Source organism: Sphingomonas faeni, from assembly GCF_024273235.1.
Lineage (GTDB): Bacteria > Pseudomonadota > Alphaproteobacteria > Sphingomonadales > Sphingomonadaceae > Sphingomonas > Sphingomonas faeni_A.
In genome coordinates, this window is the sequence record NZ_JANBVH010000030.1 from 1 (window position 1) to 19,949 (window position 19,949).

Here is a 19,949-nt window from a genome sequence, read left to right on the forward strand (position 1 = left end):
TCTAACGCTCATCGTAACCGGTGGTAGATTCCGTCAGATCGACTGGCGAAGCAGTGGTGCTGATATCGCGCTACCAATCTGCCGGACGTTAGGCAGCATACATCGCCACGAGCTAGAATTATGCGGGTGCGTGGTGCCGGCAAGTGGTTCGACAACACGCAGGAATGATCCCGACGCGTACTACCGCTCGCGCGTCGCGGCGAAGCGGATCTTCGCGTAGCGCTCGGCGATGTAGTTCACTTCCCATGCGCTCTTGGCGAGGAAGACCGGGTTGCCATCGCGGTCCTTGGCCATGGCGCCGCGGTTGATTTCGGCGAAGGTCTTGAGTTCCAGCGGGTCTTCCGCCGAGATCCAGCGCGCGGTCTCGTACGGCGCGGGCTCCAGCCCGGCGGCGACTTTGTATTCCGCATCCAGGCGCGAGAGCAGCACCTCGAGCTGGAGCTGGCCGACGACGCCGATGATCCAGTTCGAGCCGATGTCGGGATAGAAGACCTGCGTCACCCCCTCCTCGGCCATGTCGTCGAGGGCTTTGCGCAACTGCTTGGTCTTGGTGAAGTCCTTCAGCACGACACGGCGCAGGATTTCGGGGGCGAAGTTGGGCAGGCCGGTGAAGCGGATCGCCGCCTTCTCGCTGAGCGTGTCGCCCACCCGCAACGTGCCGTGGTTGGGGATGCCGATGATGTCGCCGGGGAACGCCTCGTCCGCCAGCTCGCGGTTCTGCGCGAAGAAGAGGATCGGGGAATGCACCGCGATCGGCTTGCCGTGGCCTGTCGGGGTCAGCTTCATGCCGCGCTTGAACACGCCCGAGCAGAGCCGCATGAACGCGATCCGGTCGCGGTGGTTGGGATCCATGTTGGCCTGAACCTTGAACACGAAGCCGGTGACTTCGGGCTCATCCGGGGACACAGGCGCAGGCTCGGCCGGCTGCGCGCGTGGTGGTGGCGCATAGTCGGCGAGCGCGCCGATCAGTTCGGCGACGCCGAAGTCCTTGAGCGCCGAACCGAAATAGACGGGGGTCAGGTTGCCCGCGCGATAGGCCTCGGGGTCGAAGCTGGAATAGCCGCCCTGGGCGAGTTCGGCTTCGTCGTTCAGGCGGATCATCGCTTCGGGGCTGAGGATCTTGGCAAGTTCCGGGTCGTCGATGCCGGTGAACGGGATCGCCTTCCCCATGAATTCGCGACTGTCGCCTTCGGGGCGGCTCAGCGTGTTGGCGTAGAGATCGTAGACGCCTTCGAACTCGCCGCCCATCCCGACCGGCCAGCTCATCGGGCAGACGTCGAGCTGGAGCATCTCGGCCACCTCGTCGAGCAGCGAGAACGGATCGCGGCCCTCGCGATCGACCTTGTTGACGAAGGTGATGATCGGCACGTTGCGCAGGCGGCAGACCTCGAAGAGCTTCCGCGTCTGCGGCTCGATGCCCTTGGCGGCGTCGATCACCATCACCGCCGAGTCGACCGCGGTGAGCGTGCGGTAGGTGTCCTCCGAGAAGTCCTCGTGGCCCGGCGTGTCGAGCAGGTTGAAGGTGATGCCCTGCCGCTCGAACGTCATCACCGACGAGGTGACCGAGATGCCGCGCTGCTGCTCGATCTTCATCCAGTCGGAGCGGGCGCGACGGGTCTGGCCGCGCGCCTTCACTTCGCCGGCGAGATGGATCGCGCCGCCGAAATACAGGAGCTTTTCGGTCAACGTGGTCTTGCCGGCGTCGGGATGCGAGATGATCGCGAAGGTGCGGCGGGGGAATTGGGTCATGGCGCGGGTCCGGTGAGCCGAGTCGTCGGACTTGGCTGGGAAAAGAAGGTTAGGCCGGGTTAGGCCAAGATGCAGTCCGCGCGCGGTGCGGCGGGATGCACTTGGAAACGCGGCGGGCTTGGCGCCGCTCTTGGCAGATGTGGGGCGTGTAGGACAGGGGGGAGGGCAGCAGAACATTGCCGTGCTGCAATAGGGCCGTGTTGCTCTAGCCGTACTGCTAAGAAGACCTCGTGCTCCCGGAGGCAGACGCTCTCCCCTCCCTGAAAGGGAGGGGTGTTCTTCAGTGCTCTGCCACCAGCGCCACGGTCATTTCGATGCGCTTCGTGTCGCCCGCGGCCACCTCGAACACGCCGGGCTTGTCGCGATAGTCGCCGGTATAGCCTTCGGGATCGGCGATGCCGTGCCACGGCTCGACACAGACATAGGCCGCGCCGGGCTTTGTCCAGATGCCGAGCTTGGGCGTGTCGGGGAAAGCGATCTTCAACTGCGGGCCGGTCTTGGCGCCGTAGGTGACGGCGTCGGAGTGCATCCGGTCCCAGACCAGCGCGTCGTTGGCGAACAACTCGTCGCGGAGGGCGATCACGCGGTCCTCGACCGGCGAGGGACGCTCTTCGACGGCGATCTGGCCATCGGGGCTGATCGCCTTCAGCTTGCCGGGCTCGTCCGCGTTGAACGTGATGCGGTGGTCGGCGCGGGGCTCGCCGTAGGGGAGCGGCCAGGCGAAGGCGGGGTGGAAGCCGAAGCTAACCGGCATCGCCGCGTCGGTGCGGTTGTGGATATGCGCCTCGATTGCGAGCGTCGCGCCGTCGAGCGTGAAGACGATGTCGAGCGCGAACGCGAAGGGGTAGGCGGCGCGCGTTTCTTCGCTGTCGGTGAGGCGGAAGGTGGCCGACGTTTCGGTCTGCGCGATCACGTCGAAGGTCGAATGGCGGGCGAAGCCGTGCTTCTGCATCGGGTAGGCCTGGCCGTCGAGGCGGATGACGCCTTCGTTGACGACGCCGACGACGGGGAAGAGGATCGGTGCGTGGCCGGTCCAATAGGCCGGGTCGGCGTCGGTCATGAGTTCGCGGCCGTCGGCGTCGTGGAGGTGGGTGAGTTCGGCGCCGTGGGGGTTGATTTGGGCGGTCAGGCGGTCGTTGGCGATCGTGATCAGGTCGGTCATGGGGTTCCTTCCGTGCGCTTCAAACGCGCGAGGCTTTAAAACGCTCACCCCACACAACCCCGGCGGAGGCCGGGACCCAAGTGGGAGGCGTCGCCAACTGCGCGCATCGTTCCGTTACTCTGGCCTTTCCACTTGGGCCCCGGCCTTCGCCGGGGTGGTGTGAGGCCGCTAACGCGTGCCCTCACCCTCGCCGCCTTCGGCGTCTCTCCCTCTCCCCTCGGGGGAGAGGGAAGGGGCCCGCGGCCGCTTGGCCGTGGGAAGGGTGAGGGCACGCTTAGACGCGCAGGCTAGCGCCCTGCTTGGCGGCCGTCGCGACCACCTTGTCGGCGATCGCCTTGATCTCCTCGTCGGTGAAGCTCTTGGCGGTGGGTTGCAGGACGATCTCGACCGCGACCGACTTGTGGCCGTCCTCGACCCCCGCGCCGGTGAACACGTCGAACACGCGGGCGGAGACGATCGCGACCTTGTCCGCGACCTTGACCGCGCGGACCAGCGTGTCGGTGGCGAGCGCTGTCGGCACAAGGAACGCGAAGTCGCGGCGGACGGCTTGCAGCGCCGGCGGCGTGTAGGCGGGGCGGGCGAAGCCGGTCGCCCGCTTGGGCGGGATCGCGTCGAGGTAGACTTCTACCGCGGCGACCGCGCCGTCGAGGTCGAACGCTTTCAGCACCGACGGATGGAGCATGCCGAAGCTCGCCAACACCGTCTTGGGGCCGAGGCGGAGCGTGCCCGACTGGCCGGGGTGCCATGCGTCACCGGCCTCTCCCATCACTTGCAGGTTGTCGACCGGTGCGCCCGAGGCTGCGAGCAGCGCGAGTGCTTCGGCCTTTGCGTCATACGCGTCGAAGCTTGCCGCCTTGCCGTCGCGCCAACCGCGTGGGCGGCGGTCGCCTGCAAGGACCACACCCAGAGTGGCGCGTTCGGCCTCCGCTAGGTAGCGACGGCCGATCTCGAACAGGCGGACGCTCTGTGCCCCGCGCTTGATGTTGCGGCCGGTGGCTGCGAGCAGGCCGGGGAGCAGCGAGGGGCGCATGACCTTGAGGTCTTCGCTGATCGGGTTGGCGAGCGTCCAGGCGCCGCCGCCGAACGGTGCGGCCTCGGCGTCCGACAGGAAGCTCCAGGTGATCGCCTCGTCGAGCCCGCGGGCTGCCGCCGCGCGACGCGCCCTGCGTTCGAGCTTCTGCTCGGGCGTGGCGGTCGGCTTGGCGACGCCGGGCATGCGGGGGAGCGGCGTCGAGGGGATCGAGTCGATACCCTCGATGCGGACGACTTCCTCGACGAGATCGGCGGGGCCGTCGACGTCGCGGCGCCAGGTGGGGATCGTGACCGGCCATTTGCCTTCGATCGTCGAGAACAGCGCGTCGCTGAACGCATCCGCGGACTTGATCGCGCCGATCGTGAAGCCGAGCGACAATAGCGTGCGCGCTTGGCGTTCGGGGGCGACGTGGAGCCCGCCGAGGTCGGCGCTGAGGCGCGGATCATAGTCGATCACGCGCGGTTCGAGCGGGGGCTCGCCGGAGCGGGTGACCTCGCTCGCGCTGCCGCCGCAGATGTGGAGGACGAGCGCGGTGGCGATCGCCAGGCCGTCATCGAGGAAAGCGGGGTCGACGCCGCGTTCGAAGCGGCTGCGCGCGTCGGAGGTGAGCGTGAGCTTCTGGCCGGTGCGGGCGATGTGGTCGGGATCGAAATACGCGCATTCGATCAGGACGTCGGTGGTGTCCGCGGAGACGCCCGAATGCTCGCCGCCCATGATGCCGCCGATGTCGTGCACGGCGGTGTCGTCGGCGATGACGGTCATGGTGTCGTCGAGCGTGTAGGTCTTGCCGTTGAGCGCGACGACCTGTTCGCCGGGCTTTGCCTTGCGCGCGACGAGGCCGCCGGAGAGTTTGGCGCGGTCATAGACGTGCAAGGGGCGGCCGAGGTCGATCATCAGGTAATTGGTGATGTCGACGAGCGCGGAGATGGGCTTCTGGCCGATCGCGATGAGGCTGCGGCGCATCCATTCGGGGGATTCGCCGTTGGTCACGCCGGTGACGGTTTGGGCGTAGAAGGCTGGGCAGCCTTCTGGGTCGAGGGTCGCGATATCGGGTCCGGATCCAGCCGTTGCTCCGTCATTGCCGCGACGGCGGGGATCGCGTTCGCCGTCAGCCCCTGCCGCACCTTGGGTCCCGGCGTCCGCCGGGATGACGGAGGGGGTGGCGGACGTCGGAATGACCAGCGGGGTGAACGTGCCGAGGCCTGCCGCCGCGAGGTCTCGGGCGATGCCGCGGACGCCCATGCAGTCCTGGCGGTTGGGCGTGATCGCGACGTCGATGACCGGGTCGGTTAGGCCCGCGTAATCCGGGTACGCGGTGCCGATCGGCGCGTCTTCGGGCAGTTCGATGATGCCGTCGTGATCCTCGCCGAGTTCCAATTCGCGCGTCGAGCACATCATGCCGTTGGACTCGACGCCGCGGATGCTGGCGAGCTTGAGCGTCACGTCGAGGCCGGGGACGTACGCACCGGGTGCGCCGAACACGCCGACCAGGCCGGCGCGGGCGTTGGGCGCGCCGCAGACGACTTGGAGCGGACCGTTACCGGCATCGACCGACAGGATCTGGAGCTTGTCGGCCTGCGGGTGGCGTTCGGCGCTGAGCACCTTGGCGATCTTGAACGCGGCAAGCTTCTCGCCGGGGTTCTCGACGCCTTCGACTTCGAGGCCGATGCGGGTCAGCGCCTCGACGATCTGGTCGAGCGTGGCGGTGGTTTCGAGGTGCTGCTTGAGCCAGCTGAGGGTGAACTTCATGCGCCGACTCCGCCGGACAAAGTGGGGACGTCGAGGCTCGAAAAGCCGTAATGCTTGAGCCAGCGGATATCGCCGTCGAAGAACGGGCGGAGGTCGTCCATGCCGTATTTGAGCATCGCCAGGCGGTCGATGCCGCAGCCGAACGCGAAACCCTGCCATTCGTCGGGGTCGAGCCCGCAGGCTTCGATCACCTTGCGGTGGACCATGCCCGAGCCGAGGATCTCGAGCCAGCCATCGGGTTCGGCGCCGCCGACGACGCGCTTGCCCTTCACCAGCGTGTAGCCGACGTCGATCTCGACCGAGGGTTCGGTGAACGGGAAGTAGCTGGGGCGCAGGCGAAGCACGATGTCGTCGCGCTCGAAGAACGCCTTCACGAACGTCTCGAGCGTCCACTTCAGGTGGCCGAGCGTGATGCCCTTGTCGATCACGAGGCCCTCGACCTGGTGGAACATCGGCGTGTGCGTCGCGTCGGAATCGGAGCGGTAGGTGCGGCCGGGGGCGATGATGCGGATCGGGGGTTTTTGGCTCAGCATCGTGCGGATCTGGACCGGCGACGTGTGCGTGCGGAGGAGCGAGAAGGTCGTCTTCTCGTCGGCGGTGCCCGCGGCCTTCGCGTCGATCCCCTGCTGGAGATAGAAAGTGTCGTGCATCGCCCGCGCGGGGTGCGTCTCGGGGATGTTGAGCGCGGTGAAATTATGCCAGTCGGTCTCGATCTCGGGACCGGTGGCGACCGCGAAGCCGAGGTCGGCGAAGATCTCGGCGAGTTCGTCCATGACCTGGCTGACCGGGTGGATCGTGCCGGCGGGCGTGGCGTCCGCGGGGAGCGTCATGTCGAGCGTTTCGCTGGCGAGACGCGCATCGAGCGCGGCGCGTTCGAGCGTGGCTTTGCGCTCGGCGATGCCGTTGGCCACTGCCTCACGCAGCCCCTGGATCTGCGGGCCTTGGACGAGGCGCTCTTCAGGGGTCATCTTGCCGAGCGTCTTCAGGAGCAGCGTGATCGTGCCCTGCTTGCCGAGCGCCTCGACCCGGCACGCGTCGAGCGCGTCGAGCCCGGATGCGGCGGCGATCGCCGTCAGCATGTGGTCGCGCATCTGGTTCAGGTCTTCGGTCACGTCATACTCCCAGGGTGGGTTCGGTCGATAGTTCAGGCAGGCGGGGCAGCCCGAGGCCGATACCCAGATCGTCCCAATTCTCGTTGCGCGCTTCGATCAGCTCGATCTTCCACGCTCTTCGCCATTCCTTCAGCCGCTTCTCGCGTACGATCGCGGCCTCCATCGTGTCGAACATCTCGTAATAGGCGAGACGCTTGATGCCGTACCGGCGAGTGAAGCCGGGGATCAACCCCTCTCGGTGCTGAACCAGCCTTGCGAGCAAGTTCGAGGTGACGCCGATGTAGAGCGTGCCGTGGCGGCGCGAGTGGAGGATGTAGACGCACGGCTGGAAGGTTTCGCGCATGTCGTGCTCCCCATTGTGCCCGCTACTCCGGTGCAATCTAGCTCCGTCATCCCGGCGGACGCCGGGACCCACGGTAGCGGGCCGGGTGATGGTAGCACGTTATCGCCGGGTCCGCCGTAACCATGGGTCCCGGCGTTCGCCGGGATGACGGAGGAGGGGCGAGGGGTGAACATAGTTGGGGCGTTCAATCCCCCCAAACGCAGAAAGGGCGCCGGTGGTCTCCCACCGACGCCCTCTCGAAACGCACCTCAGTCGCGAATTACGCGGCCTGGGGGAGTGCCGCCTTCACCTGGGCGACGATCGCGCTGAAGGCTGCGCCCTCGTGCATGGCGATGTCGGCCAGGACCTTCCGGTCGAGTTCGATCCCTGCAAGCTTCACGCCGTGCATGAACTGCGAATACGTCAGGCCCTCGGCGCGGACGCCGGCGTTGATGCGCTGGATCCAGAGGCCACGGAAGGTGCGCTTCTTAACCTTGCGGTCGCGATATGCGTACTGGCCGGCCTTCTCGACAGCCTGACGGGCGATGCGGATGGTGTTCTTGCGACGGCCATAATAGCCCTTCGCCTGAACCAAAATACGCTTGTGCTTGGCGCGGGTGGTAACACCCCGTTTTACGCGTGCCATTGTCTAATTCCTTCTCAGCTCAACGCAGGCCGTAAGGCGCCCAGGCCTTGACCGCTGCGGTATCGGCCTTCGACAGCAGCTTGGTGCCGCGGTTCTGACGGATGTACTTGCCGTTGTGATGCGCCAGACGGTGACGCTTGCCGGCGACGCCGTGCTTGAGCAGGCCGGTGGCGGTGAGCTTGAAGCGTTTCTTGACGCCGCTCTTGGTCTTCAGCTTGGGCATTTTTATCCTTTCGGTTACGAAGGAGGACGCTGAAATCGCCGCGGCAGCCCACACTGGCCGGGCGATTCGTCGAACGCGTTCCCTTCGAGGAAGCGGCGCCGATACCCGTAATGATCGGGAATATCAACCGCTGTGGAACTGGCGCGCCCGCCATGCGATAGGGCTTGCATGGACGCCAGCCCGACGCCGCCGATCGACGCCCCCTCCCCGGCTCCCGCACCGGCGCCGATTGCAGTGGAGACGCGAAAACGTCGCAAGCGGCGAATCATACGCAACATCCTGCTCGGGATCGTCGCCGTCATCGCCGCGATCTGGCTGGTGCTGTACATCACCAAGGGGCGCTTCCTGAAGCATCCGTTCGAGCGCGTCGTCGGCTCGCTCACCCACCGGACGCTGACCGTGCGCGGCGATTTCCAGCTCTATTTCGCGCCGTTCCGGATCAAGCTGTATGCCGAGAACTTCACGCTCTCGAACCCGGACTGGGCGAGCCGGCCGAACCTGTTCCGCGCGGACAAGCTCGACACGCGGATCGCGCCGCTGTCGCTGATCTTCGGCAAGCGGCGGCTGTACTGGCTCGACCTGGTCAACGGTGACCTCGATCTGGAGTGGAACAAGGCGCACAGCGCGAACACGTGGACGTTCTCCGACAAGAAGGGCGGCAAGCCGCTCGAGTTTCCGCGGATCGACGTCGCGACGGTGACCGGCACGTCGGTGCGCTATCTCGACCCGCGGATGCGGATCGTCGCGGACCTCGATATCGCCGACATCCGATCGGTCGATGCGACGATCGGCCGCGCCGTGGGGGTGAAGGGCCGGGGCCGGCTGCGCGAGACGCCGTTCACGCTGACCGCGCAACTCCTGTCGCCGGATGCGACCGCCAATCGGGGCCAGAACAAGCTGGTCGCGCGGGCGCGGGCGGCGGGCAACGTGATCGATGTCTCCGGCACATTGCCGAGCATCGCCGATGTCGAGAACGTGCCGCTCGCGGTCACCGCGCGGGGGGCCAACCTATCAACATTGCTGGGGGTGATCGACGTCGCGATCCCCAACACGCGGAAATACAAGCTGCGCGCGCAGCTCATCAAGCGGGGTGACGAATACGCCTTCACCCGCCTGCGGGGTATCGCCGGGCGGACCGATCTCGCGGGCAAGCTGACGATCATCCATGGCGATCGTATCCATCTCGATTCGGTACTGACGACGAAGAGCCTCGACATCATCGATGCGGCCCCGTTCATCGGGTTCAATCCCGACATCGTCGAAACGCGCGGCGCGGTGGCTGCGGCTGCTGCGACGGGCGCCGCACCGCAGCGCCTGTTGCCCGACGGCAACCTGCCGGTCGCGACGATGCAGATCTTCGATGCCGACCTGAAATGGACGATCAGCACGGTGAAGTCGCGCAACCTGCCGATCTCCAACGTCGACCTGACGCTCGACCTCGAGCGCGGTCGTCTGGCGCTGTCGCCGCTGACGTTCTCGATGGCGCGCGGCAACGTGGCCTCCGACGTCATCTTCGATACGCGCGCGCGGCCCAGCGCGGTGTCCTACGACATTCGTCTCGCACCGACGCCGCTGGGCCAGTTGCTCAAGGGCTATGGGCTGACCGAGGCTGGGACGACCGGGACCGTCAAGGGTCGGATCAAGCTCGACGGGCGCGGCGACTCGATCCACGATTCACTCGCATCGTCGCGGGGGCGGATCGCGTTCGTGCTGCCGTCGGGGGCGCTGTCGGTTCGCAACGTGCAGCTCGCCGAACTCGACATCGGCACGTTCGCGCAGCGGATGTTTCAGGGCAAACTCGACGAGCCGGTGCAGATGAACTGCGGGCTGGTCGGCTTTACCGTCCGCGGCGGCGTTGCGGCGGCGGATCCGATCCTGATCGACACGCGCAAGAACGTCATCGTCGGGCGTGGCGGGTTCAGCTTCCGCAACGAGGCGGTCGACCTCGCGTTTCGCGCGGATTCGAAGAAGTTCAGCCTGTTCGCAGGGCAGTCGCCGGTAAGTGTCGGCGGGATGTTCGCCGCGCCGAAGCTCAACGTGATCTCGAAGGACCTTCTCGCGCGGGTTGGCAGCGGGCTTGGCCTGGCACTGGTGGCGACACCGGTGGCGGGCATTCTGGCGTTCGTCGATGTGGGCGATGCGAAGTCGACCGCGTGCGGACCGGTGCTGGCGGGGGCGACTGCGGCGGCGCAGCGGACGACCAAGGGCGAGGCGCGCGATGATGTCGGCCGTGGAACGACGGCCAAGGCCGAGGACGGAAAGCCGACCCGCTCCGAGGGCAAGGCACAGCGGAAGAAGTTCCTGGGGATCTTCTGAGGGCGCGGGGTTCGTCATGCCGGTGGGGTTCGTCATCCCACAACATCCTCGTCATCCCAGCGGAAGCTGGGATCTCGTTCCGCTGGGGCGACACGCAATTTGGAGACCCCAGCGTTCGCTGGGGTGACGGACGGGGCTCGGGTGACGGACGGGGCTGGGTAACGGACGGGGCTGGGTAACGGACGGGGCTCGGGGACGGACCGGGCTCGGGTGACGGACGGGGGGAACCGTTGGTCCGCTAGTGTTAATGCGTCGCTCCCGCCCCGGTTGGAGAACGGCGCTTTCGACCATGCCTCTCCCCAACCCCATCCACCCCGTCACCCCGTCACCCCGTCACCCCGTCACCCCGTCACCCCGGCGGACGCCGGGGCCCATGGTTGGGTCCGCTTGGACGGTTAGCGCTTCGTGTCCGTAGGTCCCGGCGTCCGCCGGGATGACGGCTGGGGGTGGTGATGTGAGGGCTTTGCGGCTTGCGACACCGCTTTTGTCCTCCCTCCCGCTTGGCGGCTTGGGCAGGGTTGATCGCGGGCCGGACGGCCGGTACGTACGTCGTGCCCTCCCCTAGCCCCTCCCGCAGGCGGGAGGGGGACTTTTAGAGGCCGTGCCCATGGTCGTGGCCATCCTGCAACCGGTGCATCGCCTCGAGCACGTCGTCCATGCGCGCGGGGTCACCGATCGCCAGCACATGGCCTTCGCTGTCCGCGGTCAGTGGATCGCCGTTCCAGTCGCACATCATGCCGCCAGCGCCTTCGACCACCGGCACCAGCGCGGCGAAGTCGTACAATTTGAGGCCCGATTCACAGACAACGTCGAGATGGCCGCTCGCGAGCAGGCCGTAATTATAGCAGTCGCCGCCATAGACCGGCCCCTGCCGCGGGTTGCCGCCGGAGATCGCCGCGACCAGGGCCAAATACGGCTGCACGTCGCCTTCGTCGAAGAGGTGCGGGCTGGTGGTGGCGATCGTCGCGCCGGTGAGTTCGCGGCAGGCGCGCGTTCGGACGGGCACGCCGTTGAGCGTCGTCGGACGGCCTGCCACGCCGACCCAGCGTTCGCGCTGGACCGGCTGGTCGATGATCCCGAGTACCGGCCAGCCATCCTCGACCAGCGCGATCAAAGTCCCGAAGATCGCCCGGCCGACCGTGAAGCTGCGCGTGCCGTCGATCGGGTCGAGCACCCATTTGCGGTTGGTGACGCCGGCCTTCTCGCCGAACTCCTCGCCGACGATGCCGTCGCCCGAGCGCTCCGCGTCGAGCAGGCGGCGCATCGCCGATTCGGCCTCGCGATCGGCGCGCGTGACGGGGGACTGGTCGTCCTTGATCTCGACTCCGTGCTCATGACGGAAATACGGTCGGATGACGTGGCCCGCAGCATCCGCGAGGCGGTGCGCGAGGTCGATATCGGCTTGGGTTACTGGCATGGCTCCTGCCTATCGGTCGCAGCCGCAGGGAGCAATGGACGGAACGCCTGCGTCGGCGTAGGTCGTTGCAATCCAACCGGAGTATCGTCCATGCGCCTCGTCCAGACTCTCGCCGCCGCTGCCCTCCTCGCCGCAACGCCTGCCTTCGCGGCGCTCGCGCCCGGTGCCAGGGCGCCCGACTTCACGACGCGTGGCGCGATCGCCGGCAAGGTGTTCACGGTCCACCTCGCCGAGCAGCTCAAAAAGGGCCCGGTCGTGCTGTATTTCTTCCCGGCGGCCTATACCGGCGGCTGCAACGCCGAGGCGCATGCGTTCGCCGAGGCGATCCCGGCGTTCACCAAGGCGGGTGGCACGGTGATCGGCATGTCGGCCGACAACGTCGAGACGCTCAGCAAATTCTCGGCCGAAAAGTGCGCGGGCAAGTTCGCGGTCGCCAGCGCCGGCCCGAAGGTCATCGCGGGCTATGACGTCGCGCTCGGCAAGCAGATTGCAGGCCGCGACGTGACCAAGCGCACCAGCTACGTCATCGCCAAGGACGGCCGCATCGCGTTCGTCCATGACGACATGAACCCTGCCGAGCACGTCGCGACGACGCTCGCCGCCGTCCAGAAGCTGACCGGCAAGTAATCGCTCCCCACCGAACCGGCAGATACAGGCCGGTTCGGTGACAGTATGATAACGCTTTCGGGGCTATCTCTCGGCGAGAGGGCGCGGGGATCTATCATGCGGGACACGGGACGAGCCAACAGGGCGGCGGCGAAATCGGAGGCGGCGAAACCCGGCGCAAGACCGGCGCCTGCCGATGAGGCGACGCTGTTCGATCGGATCGGACGCTTCCTGAACGAGCAGGGCCTGAGCCCCGCCCCGCCGCATTATGAATTCGCGTTTGCCGTGGTGTCCGCGCCCGACCTGCCGCTCGGCAAGGCGGTCGCGCGCCTGACCGAAAACGGGGTGCGCCTGACCCGACGCGATATCGAGCAGTTGGGCGGACGCGTCGTCGACGGTCCCCCGCTGATGCAGTCCCCGCCCACCCGCGCTGCCCGCCCCGCCCGCCCTGCCGATATCGCCGGGGACGAGCGGGTCGATACCGCGATCGCTCTGGTCGCGGAGACGCAGCACCAGGTCGACGGCTTCGCGCAGATCATGCGGACGATGCAGGACGAGACGCGCGGCTTCGGTCGCGATCTGGCCCGGAGCGCGCATGCGATCACGCAGCTGGCGGAGATCGACGAGATCACGCGGATCACCAGCAGCATGATCGGCCGGATCCGCGACAGCGAGGTGCGGCTGGCGGAAGCGACCGCGGAGGCCGAGGCGTTGCGCGCCAAGCTGGCCGAAGCGCAGGAAAGCGCGCGCCGCGACGTGCTGACCGGACTGCCAAACCGGCGGGCCTTCGACGAAGCCCTGGCGAGCCGCGACGCGCACGCCGGCCCGCATTGCATCGCAGTGTGCGACATCGATCGGTTCAAGCACGTCAACGACGTTCACGGCCACGGCGTCGGCGACCGCGTGCTCACCGCGATCGGCCAGACGATCGCCGAGGAATGCGCGCCGCATCTGGTCGTCCGCCACGGCGGCGAGGAATTCGCGGTGCTGATCTGCGGCATCGACCTGGAGGATGCCGCGGCGTTGCTCGATTCGGTCCGGACGATCGTCGCCGCCAAGCGCTTTCGCAATCGCGAGACCGATGCGGCGCTGGGAACCATCACCTTCTCGGCCGGGATCACCGCGATCCATGCCGACGAACCCACCGAAACCGCGTTCTCGCGCGCCGATCGGCTGCTGTATGCCGCGAAGGATCAGGGGCGCGACCAAGTCTGCGCGGGCTGATCCCGAAATTTGGTGCGATCCGCGACGTCGCGCTGGTGAAATTTCCCAACTTCGCTGCGGGGAAACGTGGATTTCTAACGAAATCAGCCGGTTAAGAAACTGGCACGGGCCGTGCAGAGCATTCGATATCGGGGGCCGGATGGTCCGACACCCCGCCCATCGAAGGAAATCCCCATGTCGTTCCGTTTCGAAACCGCCCAGCGCATCGCTTTCTCGTTCGTCGGCGCAGTGTTCTTCGCAGCCCTTGCCGTCAGCGCCGCCACGCCAGTCATCCCTATCGTTTGACCCTGGCCCCTAACCTCATCTTCCGGAGAGCAATCATGGGTCGCAGCGTCCTTATCGGCCTCGCCGCCTTTTCCACCACCATCCTCCTGATCGTGACGCACACCGGCGTGGCACTCGTCTGAACCCCGACGTTTGAACCACGACGTCCGAACCACCGCAAGGTTCAGGCAGGTACGCCGAGTCCGACAGGTCCGATCGGCGCCTCCTCCTCCCGTGAATACGTCCCGATCAACAGCCCTGCCGCCAGCACATGGCCGGTGATGGCCGCGATTACCGCCGAGCGCCCGGGTGTCGGGCCGGCATCCCCTGCCCCCGCACCGATCGCGAACAGCTGGAACGCGTAACGGTGCTCGCCATGCCCGCTGGGTGGATCGGGTGGCAGCCAGCCCTCGCGCAGATATGAATTGCGCCCCACATCGCGCCCTGCGGCGTCGCCCGCATCATCGGCGACGATCGCACCCTCGGCCAGCCGCCCCGCATCGGCTTCGAGGCCCCAGATTATCGCATGGACCAGAGGCTGCGGCGTCGGTGCGTCGGCATCCTCGACGATCAGGACCATGCGCTCGGTCCCGACCGGCGGCTCGCTCCAGACGAGCGGCGGCGATACGCCCTCGCCATCCGCGGTGAACCGCGGCGGCAGGCGGGCCTCATGCGCAAACGCCGGGCTGGTCAGGTCGAGCGTTTCGAAATTACCACCGAGCTGTACGATCGCGAGCTTGTCGGCCCCGGCGCGCAGGCCGCTCATCGCATGGCCGAGCCAGGCGGGGATGTGTTCGAGCATGACTTATCCTTCCGAGGGACAGGTTTCTGCGCGACGGACGGGTGCGGCGCCGTCGTACCAATCGCTTTTCGCGCCCATGGTTGCCGCATCGTGATAACAGACCTGCGTCCTGCCGCGCTTGGGATCGACGATCACGGTCCAATTGCGATCGCCGCAATTATGCTGCTCGCAGCCCCAGGCCGCGACGCGATCGCCGACCTTGAACACCGGCGTCTCGGGACCGGAGCGACCGCGGATCGTCTCGCGCAGTTTCGGATCGCCGACCGCTGTGACCAGCCCGGACGCCACATCGGTACGGTCGTAGAAATCGACACCGCCGACTGCATCATGCGGGTATTTGCCGATATAGGCGGTGATCGGCGTGGTCTGGGCCTGTCCGGGGATCGGCGTCGGCGCGCGCGTTTGCGGCGGCCTGTAATTGCCTGCGGCGAGCGTGTCGGTCGGGTCTTCCTTCTTGCCGCACCCGCCCAGCAGGGGCAGCGCGAACACCGCGATCGCCATTATCCTCTTCATGCGCCATCCTCTTCGTTGGTGGATCAACGTATCGGCGCCTGTCGGGGTTGCGTCGAGCCGAGGTGCGACCATTTCGAGCGGATGGATCATGATCTCGACCGCTTCGTCGCCGCGCAGGACGGCGTGTATCCGCAGGCGCTCGCCGAGCTACGGCGCGGCGCGAAACGCAGCCATTGGATGTGGTTCGTGTTTCCGCAGATCGCCGGGCTCGGCCAGAGCGCGATGGCGCGGACCTATGCGATTGCGGATGCGGACGAGGCGCGGGCGTATCTGGCGCATCCGGTGCTGGGCGCGCGCCTGATCGAAGCCACCTCGGCGGTGACGGGGGCTCGAGGCTCGGCGGAGGCGATTCTGGGCGGGATCGATGCGGTGAAGCTGCGCTCGTCGATGACGCTGTTCGCGGCGGTCGCGGACGATCCGGCACCGTTCCGCGCGGCGCTGGACCGGTTTTTCGGCGGGGCGGACGATCCTGCGACGCTGGACCTGCTGCGTGGGACGTGGACTCGATAGGTCGGGGGGATCGATAAGATGGGGGCATTGGCGGCAACGCGTGTAGTGTGACCGCGGGGCCTTCCGCCCCATGAGGTGCCGTGATGGCGAAGAGCCAGAAGAAATCCAGCAAGGAAGTGCGCAAGCCCAAGGCCGAAAAGGCACCCAAGGCGAACGCGTCCAACCCGACCACCAAGGGCAAGCCCGTCGAGATGACGACGCTGAACTGAGGCGCGTAATCGAGGCGCTGAACTAAGGGGGCGAACCGGGAGTCGTCCGCAGTGAACTTTCACCGGGCAACGACGGGGATTCTCGGGCGGATCGGGCGGGCCGGATCAGCCGGCTGCGGCGATCCGGCGTAGCGCCTGTTCGAACACCTCGACCGGTTGGCCGCCCGAGATCAGATGCCGGTCGTCGATCACGATCGCCGGCACCGCATTGATCCCGCGGGCGCGCCAGAGCTCCTCCGCCGCGCGAACCTCGTCGGCATAGCGTCCTGACCGCAGCACTTCTTCAGCCGCCACCGGATCGAGCCCGGCCTTGGTCGCGGCATCGACCAGCACGCGATGATCGCCCAGATCGGCATTGTCGGTGAAATTGGCGGTGAACAGCGCGTGCTTGAGCGCCCCCTGGCCTCCTTCGATCTGCGCCCAGTGCAGCAGCCGGTGCGCGTCGAACGTGTTGTAGATCCGGCTCGCGTCGGTCATCGCCATGGTAAAGCCGAGGTCGCGGGCACGCTCGACGATCATTGCGCGGTTCGCCGCCGACTGCTCGCGGGTCGAGCCGTATTTCTCCGCGATGTGCTCGCCGATGTTCTGGCCGCCGGCTGGCATCGCCGGATTGAGTTCGAACGGCTGGAAGACGATCTCCGCGTCGAGCGCATCCGCCGCGCGAACCAGGGCCTCCTCCAACGCGCGCAGGCCGATGATGCACCACGGACAGGCGATGTCCGACACGAAGTCGATCTTGAGATGGGCGGTCATGTCAGTCTCCGGCATACGCGCTTCGCCGTAGATGGCAGCGGCTGGGTCGGCAACAGCGGGGCTTTCGGATGGGTGCGTCGCGTTCCTACATGTCGTCGATGGCGAACCCGACCGCAGACCTTTTCGGCACGCCGGTGCTGCCTGGCTTCGACTATCGTGACGCCTTGATCGACCGGGACGAGGAGGCGGCGCTGATCGCCCTGATCGACGAACAGGAGCTGGCGCCGTTCCAGTTTCAAGGCTGGCTGGGCAAGCGGCTGACCAGGTCGTTCGGCTGGCATTATGATTTCGACACTAGCCAGTTCGGCGCGACCGATCCGTTGCCCGACTGGCTGCTGCCGATCCGCCAGCGCGCCGCCGCGTTTGCGACACTGCCGGAGGAGGCGCTCGTCCAGGCTTTGCTGATCCGGTACGATCCGGGTGCCGGGATCGGCTGGCACCGCGACCGGCCGGTCTTCGAGCATGTCGTCGGGGTTTCGCTCGGCGTGCCCGCGACGATGCGGTTCCGGCGGCGCAAGCCGGGCGGTTTCGACCGCGTCGCCGTGCCCTTGCCGCCGCGCTCCGTCTATCATCTCAGCGGCGAAGCGCGCCACGATTGGGAGCACAGCATCGCCGAGATGGAGGTGACGCGCTGGTCGATCACCTTCCGCAGCTTCACCGCCAGCGCACGGCAGAACCGGCGCTGACGGTTCCGTCCTCAGACGTCGAGGTTGGCGACGTTGAGCGCGTTGTCCTGGATAAACTCGCGACGCGGTTCGACGACTTCGCCCATCAGCTGGGTGAATATCTCGTTCGCGCTCTCGGCGTTGACCGCGGTGACGCGGAGCATCGAGCGGACCGACGGGTCGAGCGTGGTTTCCCAGAGCTGTTCCGCGTTCATCTCGCCCAAGCCCTTGTAGCGCTGGATCGCAAGACCTTTCCGCCCCGCGGTCAGGATCGCGTCGAGCAGGTGGCTAGGGCGCGAAACCTGCGTCGAGCCGCGTGTGGCGACGGCGGTGACCGAGCCGATCACGCCGGCACCAGCCTCCGCCCCTTCTTCGGCCTCGGGCTCTTCGGCCTGCGCGGCCTTGCTGGCGGGGACGAGGTTCGAGGTCTGCGCATAGCTCTCGGCGTGCTCGCCCGACAGCGCGTGGAGTTTGCGCGCCTCGGCCGACACCAGGAAGCTCGCTTCGATGATGTGGTGGTCGGTGACGCCGCGCCAGGCGCGCTGGAAGTGGATACCGCCGTCTTCGGTCAGCACCGCGGTCCAGCGCGCGTCGCCGTCGTCGAGTTCGAGACGACGCGTGACGATCTCCAGGCGCGAGGTCCGGTCTTCGACCGACGCCTCGGGATCGAACACGCCACCGAGCGCCAGCGCCTCGATCATCCCGGCGTCGTAGCGCTTGGGGACGTAGCGCATCAGTGTCCGCATCCGGCGCGCGTGATCGACCAGATCCTTCAAGTCGCGCCCCGAGCGACCGCCGCCGGGACCGTCGAGCACCATCGTATTGACGCCGGCATCGACCAGATATTCGTCGAGCGCCGCGTCGTCCTTGAGGTACACCTCGGACCGGCCCTTGGTCGCTTTATACAGCGGTGGCTGGGCGATGTAGAGATACCCGCCCTCGATGATCTTCGGCATGTGCCGATAGAACAGCGTCAGCAGCAGCGTGCGGATGTGCGCGCCATCGACGTCTGCGTCGGTCATGATCACGATCTTGTGGTAGCGCAGCTTGTCCGCGTTGAAGTCGTCGCGGATGCCGGTGCCCATCGCGGTGATGAGCGTGCCGATCTCGCGGCTCGACAACATCCGGTCTTCGCGCGCGCGCTCGGTGTTGAGGATCTTGCCGCGGAGTGGGAGGATCGCCTGGAAATGGCGGTCGCGGCCCTGCTTGGCCGAGCCGCCTGCCGAGTCACCCTCGACCAGGAACAGCTCGGACTTGGCGGGATCGCGCTCCTGGCAGTCGGCGAGCTTGCCGGGCAGCGAGGCGATGTCCATCACGCCCTTGCGACGCGTCAGTTCGCGGGCGCGCTTGGCGGCTTCGCGGGCGGCGGCGGCGTCGATGATCTTGGCGACGATCGCCTTGCCGTGCGCGGGGTTTTCCTCGAGCCATTCGGCCATCTTGTCAGCCATCAGCGATTCGAGCGGCTGGCGGACTTCGGACGAGACGAGCTTGTCCTTGGTCTGGCTGCTGAACTTGGGATCGGGCAGCTTGACCGAGACGATCGCGGTGAGGCCCTCGCGCATGTCCTCGCCGGTGAGCTGGACCTTTTCCTTCTTCAACATGCCGGATTTCTCGGCGTAGTTGTTGAGCGTGCGGGTCAGCGCGGCGCGGAATGCGGCCATGTGCGTGCCGCCGTCGCGCTGCGGAATGTTGTTCGTGAAGGCTAGGACGTTCTCGTAGTAAGAATCATTCCACTGGAGCGCGACGTCCATCGTGACGTCGTCGCGCGTGCCGCTGATCGCGACCGGCTCGGGCATCAACGGCACCTTGGCGCGATCGAGATACTTCACGAACGCGGCGATCCCGCCTTCGTAATAGAGCTCGACGGTCTTCAGCTCCTCGTGCCGCGCGTCGGTGAGGAACAGGCGGACGCCCGAGTTGAGGAAGGCGAGCTCGCGGTAGCGATGTTCGAGCTTGTCGAAGTCGAAATCGGTGATCTTGAAGGTGGCGGGCGACGGGAAGAACGTGACGCGCGTGCCCTTCTGACCGTCCGTCGCGGGGCCGACGACCTTCAGCGGGGCGACCGCATCGCCGAATGCGAAGCGCATGTAATGCTCCTCGCCGTTGCGCCAGATCGTCAGGTCGAGCCACTCGCTGAGCGCGTTGACGACCGAGACGCCGACGCCGTGCAGGCCGCCCGAGACCTTGTACGCGTTCTCGTCGCTGGTGTTCTCGAACTTACCGCCGGCGTGGAGCTGGGTCATGATGACCTCAGCTGCGGATACACCTTCCTCGGTGTGGATGCCGGTCGGGATTCCGCGACCGTTGTCGGTGACGCTGACCGAGCCGTCGGCGTTGAGGACGATGTCGATCCGGTCGCAATGCCCGGCAAGCGCCTCGTCGATCGCGTTGTCGCTGACCTCGAACACCATGTGGTGGAGGCCCGAACCGTCGTCGGTATCGCCGATGTACATGCCGGGGCGCTTGCGCACCGCGTCGAGGCCCTTGAGGACCTTGATCGAGTCGGCGCCGTAATCGCCCATGTTCGGGAGGTTGGGATTATTGGATTCAGGGTTGGATGCCATGCCCAGCATATAGGCATCGGACGGCCGAAACGGAAGCGAAATGGCCGGGGTGCGCTGGGGCGCGGGGGAGTGAAGTATAGGAAGTGCAGACGCTGGGAGCGTTTTGTCGG

Annotated in this window: 19 protein-coding genes; 7 read left to right on the forward strand and 12 right to left on the reverse strand. The window is 66.8% G+C overall.

Annotated features, from left to right (window positions below):
• Positions 1-180: 180 nt before the first annotated feature.
• The 7 genes from NLI89_RS15410 to rpmI form a co-directional block, all read right to left on the reverse strand.
• Positions 181-1,749, reverse strand: coding sequence for a peptide chain release factor 3 (locus NLI89_RS15410; protein WP_254687834.1), 1,569 nt, complete (start codon positions 1,747-1,749; stop codon positions 181-183).
• A gap of 280 nt (positions 1,750-2,029) precedes the next feature.
• Positions 2,030-2,911, reverse strand: a complete 882-nt coding sequence (locus NLI89_RS15415; RefSeq protein WP_254687835.1) for an aldose 1-epimerase family protein — start codon at positions 2,909-2,911, stop codon at positions 2,030-2,032.
• Between the two features lie 274 nt (positions 2,912-3,185).
• Positions 3,186-5,693, reverse strand: coding sequence for a phenylalanine--tRNA ligase subunit beta (gene pheT / locus NLI89_RS15420; protein ID WP_254687836.1), 2,508 nt, complete (start codon positions 5,691-5,693; stop codon positions 3,186-3,188).
• Entirely contained in the window at positions 5,690-6,784 is a 1,095-nt protein-coding gene (gene pheS / locus NLI89_RS15425) for a phenylalanine--tRNA ligase subunit alpha (RefSeq protein WP_302675819.1), read from the reverse strand. Before pheS ends, pheT begins: the two co-directional genes overlap by 4 nt.
• Positions 6,785-6,806: 22 nt before the next feature.
• On the reverse strand, positions 6,807-7,148 hold the full coding sequence (locus NLI89_RS15430) for a GIY-YIG nuclease family protein (RefSeq protein ID WP_254687838.1): 342 nt from the start codon (positions 7,146-7,148) through the stop codon (positions 6,807-6,809).
• Positions 7,149-7,407: 259 nt separating this feature from the next.
• Positions 7,408-7,773: a 50S ribosomal protein L20 gene (gene rplT / locus NLI89_RS15435; RefSeq protein ID WP_056054375.1), complete on the reverse strand. Its 366-nt coding sequence runs from the start codon at positions 7,771-7,773 to the stop codon at positions 7,408-7,410.
• Positions 7,774-7,792: 19 nt separating this feature from the next.
• On the reverse strand, positions 7,793-7,996 hold the full coding sequence (gene rpmI, locus NLI89_RS15440; protein ID WP_031395289.1) for a 50S ribosomal protein L35: 204 nt from the start codon (positions 7,994-7,996) through the stop codon (positions 7,793-7,795).
• A 168-nt stretch (positions 7,997-8,164) separates the two neighbouring features.
• Here rpmI and NLI89_RS15445 point away from each other — a divergent pair, with 168 nt between their 5' ends.
• Positions 8,165-10,312: an AsmA family protein gene (locus NLI89_RS15445; RefSeq protein ID WP_254687839.1), complete on the forward strand. Its 2,148-nt coding sequence runs from the start codon at positions 8,165-8,167 to the stop codon at positions 10,310-10,312.
• Positions 10,313-10,904: 592 nt separating this feature from the next.
• Here NLI89_RS15445 and NLI89_RS15455 read toward each other — a convergent pair.
• Positions 10,905-11,729: an inositol monophosphatase family protein gene (locus NLI89_RS15455; protein WP_254687840.1), complete on the reverse strand. Its 825-nt coding sequence runs from the start codon at positions 11,727-11,729 to the stop codon at positions 10,905-10,907.
• 90 nt (positions 11,730-11,819) lie between these two features.
• Between NLI89_RS15455 and NLI89_RS15460 the strand changes: the two genes are divergently transcribed.
• The 3 genes from NLI89_RS15460 to NLI89_RS21770 all read left to right on the forward strand — a co-directional run bounded on the left by NLI89_RS15460 (position 11,820) and on the right by NLI89_RS21770 (position 13,966).
• A complete protein-coding gene (locus NLI89_RS15460) occupies positions 11,820-12,356 on the forward strand; it encodes a peroxiredoxin (protein ID WP_254687841.1) in 537 nt (178 codons plus the stop codon).
• Positions 12,357-12,452: 96 nt separating this feature from the next.
• Positions 12,453-13,559: a GGDEF domain-containing protein gene (locus NLI89_RS15465; protein ID WP_254687842.1), complete on the forward strand. Its 1,107-nt coding sequence runs from the start codon at positions 12,453-12,455 to the stop codon at positions 13,557-13,559.
• A 281-nt stretch (positions 13,560-13,840) separates the two neighbouring features.
• Positions 13,841-13,966: a hypothetical protein gene (locus NLI89_RS21770; protein ID WP_302675817.1), complete on the forward strand. Its 126-nt coding sequence runs from the start codon at positions 13,841-13,843 to the stop codon at positions 13,964-13,966.
• Positions 13,967-14,007: 41 nt separating this feature from the next.
• On the opposite strand, the gene NLI89_RS15470 is transcribed toward NLI89_RS21770, so the two are convergent.
• On the reverse strand, positions 14,008-14,625 hold the full coding sequence (locus tag NLI89_RS15470; RefSeq protein WP_254687843.1) for a YbhB/YbcL family Raf kinase inhibitor-like protein: 618 nt from the start codon (positions 14,623-14,625) through the stop codon (positions 14,008-14,010).
• 3 nt (positions 14,626-14,628) lie between these two features.
• Positions 14,629-15,138, reverse strand: a complete 510-nt coding sequence (locus tag NLI89_RS15475; protein WP_254687844.1) for a hypothetical protein — start codon at positions 15,136-15,138, stop codon at positions 14,629-14,631.
• 81 nt (positions 15,139-15,219) lie between these two features.
• On the opposite strand from NLI89_RS15475, the gene NLI89_RS15480 reads away from it, so the two are divergent.
• Together NLI89_RS15480 and NLI89_RS21775 are read left to right on the forward strand one after the other, a co-directional pair.
• Complete coding sequence (locus NLI89_RS15480) at positions 15,220-15,648, forward strand: DUF1810 domain-containing protein (RefSeq protein ID WP_254687845.1); 429 nt, start codon at positions 15,220-15,222, stop codon at positions 15,646-15,648.
• A gap of 83 nt (positions 15,649-15,731) precedes the next feature.
• Positions 15,732-15,857: a hypothetical protein gene (locus tag NLI89_RS21775; protein WP_259457500.1), complete on the forward strand. Its 126-nt coding sequence runs from the start codon at positions 15,732-15,734 to the stop codon at positions 15,855-15,857.
• Between the two features lie 105 nt (positions 15,858-15,962).
• Here NLI89_RS21775 and NLI89_RS15485 read toward each other — a convergent pair whose 3' ends face one another.
• Positions 15,963-16,610 carry a DsbA family oxidoreductase gene (locus NLI89_RS15485; RefSeq protein WP_254687846.1) on the reverse strand — a complete coding sequence of 216 codons (648 nt, stop codon included), beginning with the start codon at positions 16,608-16,610 and terminating at the stop codon, positions 15,963-15,965.
• Positions 16,611-16,708: 98 nt separating this feature from the next.
• Here NLI89_RS15485 and NLI89_RS15490 point away from each other — a divergent pair, with 98 nt between their 5' ends.
• Positions 16,709-17,296 carry an alpha-ketoglutarate-dependent dioxygenase AlkB gene (locus NLI89_RS15490; protein ID WP_254687847.1) on the forward strand — a complete coding sequence of 196 codons (588 nt, stop codon included), beginning with the start codon at positions 16,709-16,711 and terminating at the stop codon, positions 17,294-17,296.
• A gap of 11 nt (positions 17,297-17,307) precedes the next feature.
• Here NLI89_RS15490 and gyrB read toward each other — a convergent pair whose 3' ends face one another.
• The gene (gene gyrB / locus NLI89_RS15495) at positions 17,308-19,839 is read right to left on the reverse strand and encodes a DNA topoisomerase (ATP-hydrolyzing) subunit B (RefSeq protein WP_439144526.1); all 2,532 of its coding nucleotides are present in this window, start codon (positions 19,837-19,839) and stop codon (positions 17,308-17,310) included.
• Positions 19,840-19,949 lie beyond the last annotated feature (110 nt).